The organism is Endozoicomonas sp. ONNA2 (assembly GCF_024606365.1).
In the GTDB taxonomy this organism is placed as follows: Bacteria; Pseudomonadota; Gammaproteobacteria; order Pseudomonadales; family Endozoicomonadaceae; genus Endozoicomonas.
On the sequence record NZ_JAHHPO010000976.1, the window covers coordinates 1 to 7,021 of the forward strand.

General features: G+C 46.7%; 6 protein-coding genes and 2 pseudogenes. 2 read left to right on the forward strand and 6 right to left on the reverse strand.

The annotated features are described in order from the left end of the window. Positions 1–85: 85 nt before the first annotated feature. The 3 genes and pseudogenes from KDK14_RS17220 to KDK14_RS17225 all read right to left on the reverse strand — a co-directional run bounded on the left by KDK14_RS17220 (position 86) and on the right by KDK14_RS17225 (position 3,028). On the reverse strand, positions 86–1,753 hold the full coding sequence (locus KDK14_RS17220; RefSeq protein WP_257266419.1) for an ankyrin repeat domain-containing protein: 1,668 nt from the start codon (positions 1,751–1,753) through the stop codon (positions 86–88). Between the two features lie 234 nt (positions 1,754–1,987). After that, positions 1,988–2,161, reverse strand: a pseudogene (locus KDK14_RS21845) (hypothetical protein); the annotation flags it as partial. A gap of 9 nt (positions 2,162–2,170) precedes the next feature. Next, positions 2,171–3,028: a hypothetical protein gene (locus tag KDK14_RS17225; protein ID WP_257266420.1), complete on the reverse strand. Its 858-nt coding sequence runs from the start codon at positions 3,026–3,028 to the stop codon at positions 2,171–2,173. A 543-nt stretch (positions 3,029–3,571) separates the two neighbouring features. Between KDK14_RS17225 and KDK14_RS17230 the strand changes: the two genes are divergently transcribed. Beyond that, positions 3,572–4,102 (forward strand): DUF2878 domain-containing protein, encoded by a 531-nt coding sequence (locus tag KDK14_RS17230; RefSeq protein WP_257266421.1) that lies wholly within the window; start codon positions 3,572–3,574, stop codon positions 4,100–4,102. 207 nt (positions 4,103–4,309) lie between these two features. On the opposite strand, the gene KDK14_RS17235 is transcribed toward KDK14_RS17230, so the two are convergent. Further along, positions 4,310–4,693: a hypothetical protein gene (locus KDK14_RS17235; RefSeq protein ID WP_257266422.1), complete on the reverse strand. Its 384-nt coding sequence runs from the start codon at positions 4,691–4,693 to the stop codon at positions 4,310–4,312. A gap of 242 nt (positions 4,694–4,935) precedes the next feature. On the opposite strand from KDK14_RS17235, the gene selD reads away from it, so the two are divergent. Continuing rightward, positions 4,936–5,973, forward strand: a complete 1,038-nt coding sequence (gene selD / locus KDK14_RS17240; RefSeq protein ID WP_257266423.1) for a selenide, water dikinase SelD — start codon at positions 4,936–4,938, stop codon at positions 5,971–5,973. A gap of 126 nt (positions 5,974–6,099) precedes the next feature. Here the strand turns inward: selD and KDK14_RS17245 are convergent, their stop codons facing one another. Both KDK14_RS17245 and KDK14_RS17250 read right to left on the reverse strand, forming a co-directional pair. Beyond that, positions 6,100–6,345 carry a hypothetical protein gene (locus tag KDK14_RS17245; RefSeq protein WP_257266424.1) on the reverse strand — a complete coding sequence of 82 codons (246 nt, stop codon included), beginning with the start codon at positions 6,343–6,345 and terminating at the stop codon, positions 6,100–6,102. 161 nt (positions 6,346–6,506) lie between these two features. Beyond that, positions 6,507–6,934 (reverse strand): annotated as a pseudogene (locus KDK14_RS17250) (secondary thiamine-phosphate synthase enzyme YjbQ). Between the last annotated feature and the right edge of the window lie 87 nt (positions 6,935–7,021).

The following is a 7,021-nucleotide window of genomic DNA, read 5'->3' on the forward strand; positions in this document are numbered from 1 at the left end:
CTGACTGGACTGAGCTTGTCGAAGTTCGGTGGCACTACCCTTCGACAAGCTCAGGATGAACGGAAATCGGGAACTTATTAAATCCTTAATGTCTTTTTCGGAATTCATCGCTCATTTTGGCGAGGCATTTGCTCAATTGCTTATTGCCAATATTTTTGGCAATAGAGCGCGGCTTTTTCTCCTCTTGTTTAGTCCCTGCATCAGGATCAGCTCCATAATCCGCAAGGGGGTTAATCACCTGATTTATCGCCATTTTTATAGACGTTTTGTCCTTCTTGTTCTGAAGAATAAATTCAAGCACATGTCGCAACGGTGTTTCTTCCCCTTTGGCTTTTGCGTTCGGGTCAGCACCCTTTGACAAGAGCAGGCTAACCATACCCGGGTCTGATTGATAACCCGTTACCACTGCATAGAGTGGGGTTTCCTTGCCGACTGCATTGGCATTAGCATCCGCTTTCGTCAGAAGTTGCTCGACCACAGCGATTCTGTTTTCCACAAAAGGACTTTTATTATAGCCAGCATTGCTACCAGAAAAATAGCCTTCTTCGGAATCCTCTTGCCCGGCAATGGCGCCATACAGTGGTGTATCTTTTCCGGTGCTGAAAGCATCTGCATTTGCTCCAGCCTTAAGGAGAAGCCGCACTATTTCCGCACCGCTGCCGGGTGTACCCAGGGCGGCCGCTGCGTACAGAGGCGTATCTCTCCCTTTAGCCAGGGCATCAGGATTAGCATGCGCGTCAAGCAGCATCTCCAGGCACGTTGGAGGGAATGCTAGAGATTTGGATAAGGCTGCGATATAGAGAGGTGTATTTTTACCTGAAGTATTGCCATTAGGATTTGCCTTGCCTGTATTGAGCAGATACTTGAAGAGTTGGAAGGACCACTTGTAGTAATCTTCTTGAGGAAAAGTTGCATTTTTGGTCAATAATGTCAGCGGAGTACGCCCTTGTGCATCCAGTGGATCAGGATCAGCCCCGGCTTCTATCAGTTTTTTGACCACCTCAACACAATTTTCCATTTTGTTGCAATACTGCTTTAAATATCCCAGTTCGGCAGACACACCTGCTACAATTCTGACATCTTTATACATTTTCTCCTGCTTACTCAATGTTATGGCTGCCCGATACAGGGGCGTTTCTTCCCCCGATGCCTGTGCATTCGGGTCAGCATTTGCCTGCAGTAAATGGTCAACCACTGCCATATTCCCGCTTTCAGCCGCCTGGTAAAGGGGTGTCTGCTTCCCGGTGGCTCCGGCATTCGGGTCTACCCCTGCCTGCAAAAGAAATTTGACCAGTCCGTCGGGTGATTGTTTGCGGGATGATAGCTCAACCAGATAGGCTTTCGCTGCAGGTAATGTGGCGACTGCGCTGGCAAGTGACAGGTCGTTTTTGGCGTGTGCTCTATTGAACATCCTTCGCAAAACATCTTGGGCATCGGCGGAATTTTTGAACCCTTCACAAAAGATCTCTTTTATTTGCGTTTCCGAGGCGTCCTGATTAATGGCTGTGATTACCCTGGATTCAAGTAGGGACACCATTTTGTAGTGGTTCTGTTCAAAGTGATCAGCGTTATAAGGTGGCTGAAGAATAGCCGATTTGGTGAGAAACCCTGTGACCAAAAAACCCGGATTATCTTGAGCGGGAATGGTAACTTGTTTTCCCTCATAGGGGCCGTCATCCTTTTCTTCGGATTTTGTTGTCAGTCCAATAAAATTAGTGGCAAGCGAGGACATACTTGCATGTGTCGGTGTCATTGTTGTTTCTCCTGAAATAATAGTTTGCAATTAACTACATTCGGAACCAAGGTATTGAATTCTGCATGTAGACTCTTAACGACCCGTTGGTATCAATTGCTTACTCCCGGGCATTCTCCTGATCACCGGCCGGGCTACGACCGGGCAATTCGACGCTATGAAATCTTCAGCCTGAAAAAATCGTATTTTTAACTGATAGCTGGTTAAAGTCGTCTGCTAAATGGCTTGTTCATTTTAGCGAGACATTTGCTTAGTTTCGTCAGTTTGCCCCAGATCAAGGAGCACAGGTACTATCTTCGCACCTAAACGGCGTGCAGAGGCAGCATGCAGAGGCGTATCTCTTGCCCCGGCGTTGACATCAGCCCCAGCTGTCAGCAGCATCTGAACACACCCTGAATCAACATGGCTTGCGGCTGCTTAGAGCGGTGTCTTTTTTCCTGTAGTATTGCCATCAGGGTCTGCCTTGGCGGTGTTGAGCAGATAATTAAAGAGTTCAAAGGAATAAGGACGTGTTTCTTCACAAATTGTACGTCTGGCGAATAATTGCAACGGGGTGGATCCATATTCATTGCGTAGATCGGGTTTCGCCCCGGCGTCTAAAAGTGCCTTGGCCACCCCAACGTATCTTTTCATTCTGTTGTGATACTCCTCGCGCTTTCTACCAGTAAACGCAGCTTCAACATCCTCAGGGTATGCTTCACCTTTCAGATTTTCGACTGCCACATGCAAGGGCGATTGTTGTCCTGATGATGCCCCTGCATCAGGGTCAACACCGGCCTGCATTAGAAATTTGGCCTGTTCGATGGGATGTGGATGGTTGCCGGATAATAACTCCGCCAGATAGGCATTAGCCTGGGGTAATTCGGCAACTTCTTTGACAAGGGACAGTTGGTTTTGGGTGTATGCCATATTCATCATCCTTCGAAAAACATCACTGACATGGGCGGCGCTCTTGTCCGTTGCACAAAAGATTTCTTTTAACTTCATTTTCGGATCAGCCTGCTGAACCGCTGTGATTACGCTGTATTCAAACAGGGACACCTTTTTGAACTGATCGGTGGGATAGTGATCAGCGTTATAAGGCGGCTCAAGAATAGCCGATCTGGTGAGAACCATTGTGTGACAAAATCCGGTTTTTTTTTTATCAGCAACGGAGACTTGTTTTCCCTCAAAGGGCGCACTGCAATCATTTGAGGTGAACTGATCTTCGGATTGCGTTGTCAGTTCAGAAAGGTTATTGGAAAGTGAGGAAATACTTGCACGAGTCGGTGTCATTACCGTTTACTCCTGAATAAAGTTTATCTGTTAGCTGCACCCGGAATCAGGATATTGAATTCTGTATGCAGACAATGGACTACTTGGGCAATTAACCATTTACACTCATTTTTTGGCCAAGTGATCAGTCACTCTCGGCAATTGCTCCTGCGTTGCGCTGGCTCCCCGTGGTGCGGCGTTGCAACTTCGGTCACATATCTACGGCGATGCCCGGTGAGTTGAGCCTTGCATAGTAACTGCCCACTTAGCCAGAAATATACGATTCCATATGGCCAGCTACTTACCTCCCGATTAGTGAATAATTGTTTTTACCCTCATGAGGGATATTAAAATTAGTCAGTGGAAGGCAAATTGAATCAGCTGGCCCATCACAAGAGTAGAATTGATTGAATTGTTATTTGGTTTTTTTACAAAAAGCATACAGAATTTCCAGTCATGATTCGGCTAATTAATAAGGTAAAATGTGCCAAAATCACCTTGCATGCCTGTAGGATAGAACCATTCGGGATATCCTGACCTGGTCACCCATCGGTGTTTTCAATAATGATGACAACGGACAAAATAAAACTGATTGCTAATTATCTGCTTTTCCAGCTTGGCTGGTTTGCCTGCGTTTTCGGGGGTAATCAAATTGCCCTGGCGGCAGCCGTGATGATTCTTTTGATCCACCTGGTGTGGATCGGCAGTTGGCAGAGGGAAAAACAAATACTGGCACTTACCTTTCTGCTAGGGTGCGCTATCGATAGCTTTCTTGGAAATCTGGAAATCCTGAAGTTTCAGTCTCAACTGGATGGCGGTAGTCGTATTTTACCACTCTGGCTAGCCTGCCTGTGGCTGATATTTGCCACAACTCTCCGGCACAGCCTTGACTGGACTCGAACCCACAAGCTTTACGGCGCCGTACTCGGATTTTTTGGGGGGCCATCAAGCTATCTGGCAGGGTCAAAAATGAGTGATGTCACACTGGCCCAGCCATTGTGGCAGACACTGATGATTCTGGCTATTATCTGGGCACTTTTGCTCCCGCTGCTACAGTCCTTTTCACAGGCATGGCTGAATAAGGCAAAAAGGTGACCATGTTATTCGGCAGCTTTTTTGTTACTCAAAAAGCTGCACTTATGTTCAGGTGACCGGTCAGAAGATATTATTCCATTTGGTTAATTATCCACAAAACCACTGGCAATAAGTCAATCAATCTCCGCTTCGAATTCCTTATAGGCAAAAATTCGATTGATGTGATGACTTTTCGCCAGCTTCCTAAACCAGTATAAACACCACTGCTCAGGTGTTATTGAACCTGCGAATATCTGCCTGAAAATAAGCAATCAGAATACCGTGATCTTCATCATCCAGCACATTAAACAATAGGCCGGGACCGACGGTTGAGCCGTCATCCAATAGCCGCGCCCCGGGATGAAAGATCATATCCATATTAACTCGCCAGATATCACGTTTATTGCGCATCATGAGGCGAAAGCGTGCGGTATTAAACTGGGCACCTGAATCTGCTGTAATAAACTGATCCGATTCCAGCCAGGCGGGAAACTTGCGAACAACCAGACCTTCGATCTTTTGCCCACCGCTGGCAAACCACTGTTGCATCGCTGCTGACTGTTGCTGCAGCAAATCATCGACAGAAGAACAAGGCAAAGTGAGTGCTCCCACCTGATTCTCCTAATTCTATCGCTATTCTTCTTTGATCTTGATCAACCCGGATAAGTAGCTGTCCATAGAGCATCGAATACTTCTGGCTAACCGGGCATGGACAACGCAATATAGTGCCCGGGGAGAGTTCCAGACTACAATACCTGCAGAAATACTTGGTGAAATACCTGCAGAACATTTTTTAATGAAAAGATGCACGGTGCTAAAGCACCCGCTTTTCAAGCGTTAGCCCAGAGGAAGTTTTGATGAAGGATCTTAAGCTCACAGAATACAGCCATGGAGCGGGATGTGGTTGCAAAATTTCACCACAGATTCTTGACCGTATTTTGCAAACCAAACTCGCCCTGCCAGAGTTTCCTGACCTGGTAGTGGGTAATGCCAGCAAAGATGATGCAGCCGTTGTTGACCTTGGAAACGGTGAAGGGATCATCAGCACCACTGATTTCTTTATGCCTATTGTCGATGATCCACTCGATTTTGGTCGCATTGCTGCCACCAATGCCATCAGCGATATTTATGCCATGGGTGGCACACCCTTAATGGCCATTGCTATTCTTGGCTGGCCTATTAACAAGTTACCGCCGGAAGTTGCAGCCCAAGTAGTTGACGGTGGTCGTCAGGCCTGTGCAGATGTCGGCATAGCTTTGGCTGGCGGTCATAGTATCGACGCTCCTGAACCCATTTTCGGACTTGCTGTCACTGGTCGTGTATCTCTTGAGCACCTGAAAAGAAATGATCAGGCTCAGGCCGGTCACAAGCTGTATCTGACCAAGCCTCTTGGTGTTGGCATTCTCACAACAGCGCAAAAGAAAAAACTGTTGCAGCATGAGCACCGGCATATTGCCCGGGACTCCATGTGTATAATGAACACCATGGGTGCCGACCTGTCTCTGCTCAATGGCATCAGTGCAATCACCGATGTTACCGGTTTCGGTCTTCTTGGCCATCTGCTGGAGGTTTGTGAAGGCAGCAAGGTAAAAGCCACACTGTACACCGACCAGCTGCCACTGCTCCCTCATGTCGAAGCCTATCGTCAGCAGGGCTGTATTCCCGGTGGAACAGAAAGAAACTATACCAGCTATGGCTATAAGGCTGCCAACATGACCGAGCAGCAGAAACACATTCTCTGTGATCCTCAAACCAGTGGTGGACTGTTGGTTGCGGTAGACCCCGCAGCGGCAGAAGCCTTCCATAACGTCGCGGCAAGACTTGAATTGTCTCTGGAGCCTATTGGAGAACTATCGCCTTACGAGGGTGGTAGTTGGGTAGAGTTAGTTTAACTGTAGTTACGCAGCTCACTGTCGTTTATTACCGTCAGTGGTATTTTGTCATCAGGCACTACATGTTGCGTAATATCTGTTAGTTAAAGAAAAAAACCCGGCAAGTGCCGGGCTTTAACGTTTAAACTAAATTGGCCTGTTACCATATTCACCGGAGGGTTTTTTCGGTGGGTCTGCAGTAATGTTCGATGGCACTTTCTCAATCTGGCCTCCTTTCTTTAAAAACTCTTCTACTTGGGCATCCAGACTTGCTCTGAGTTTTTTCCGAGACTCGACGGTTCTCTCTTCAGCAGGTTCGTCTCGGCTCCCCAGAAATCCTATATCAGCGCCATCAAAACCAGCAGCAGCTTTAGTCGGCTTTTTCCGTGCCATGGCTATGTCCTCCAGGTACTGGTTTTCGGAATTTCCGTTCCGAAATGTTGAAATTGACTTCTTGTTCAATTTTTATAGTTATAGTACAGCAGTATTAAAATGCCAGTTTGGCCTAACCACTCCTTTATAAAAAATAAATGATTAATACTTGTTTTTTATCATTACGTATAACTTTCACCGTGTAAAGTGATGATTAAATTACGACTTTCACCACTGTCTCTGTGTTCTCCCAGCCATACGCCCTGCCATACACCCAAAGCCAGCGAACCATCTGTGATTGGAAGATTACATCGGCACCAAACAGGCTGGATTTAATGTGGGCTGGCATATCATCACTGCCCTCTATCACATGGAGAAAATACTGTTCATTTTCAGGTATATAATGATTGCTGAAGGCTTCCATATCATGACGGACATTGGGGTCAGCATTCTCATTGAGCGTCAGTGAAGCAGAAGTATGCTGTAAAAAGATATGACAAAGCCCGGTTTTATAGTGCTCTAACTCCGATAACTGGCCAATAATTTCCGCCGTAACCAGATGAAACCCTCTGGGGTAGGGACGAAGGTGAACCTGTTTCTGAAACCACATAATTAACCCCTCCCATAACAACCCGTCAGTCATCAAATGCCCATGGCGCGTGAAAATATTTTGCGCCACCCTCAGGCATGAAAAATG

Coding starts and splice junctions, on each gene's coding strand:
- KDK14_RS17225 (WP_257266420.1), bottom strand. CDS start 3,028: ATGACACCGACTCGTGCAAGTATTTCCTCACTTTCCAATAACCTTTCT.
- KDK14_RS17245 (WP_257266424.1), bottom strand. CDS start 6,345: ATGGCACGGAAAAAGCCGACTAAAGCTGCTGCTGGTTTTGATGGCGCT.
- KDK14_RS17220 (WP_257266419.1), bottom strand. CDS start 1,753: ATGACACCGACACATGCAAGTATGTCCTCGCTTGCCACTAATTTTATT.
- KDK14_RS17230 (WP_257266421.1), top strand. CDS start 3,572: ATGATGACAACGGACAAAATAAAACTGATTGCTAATTATCTGCTTTTC.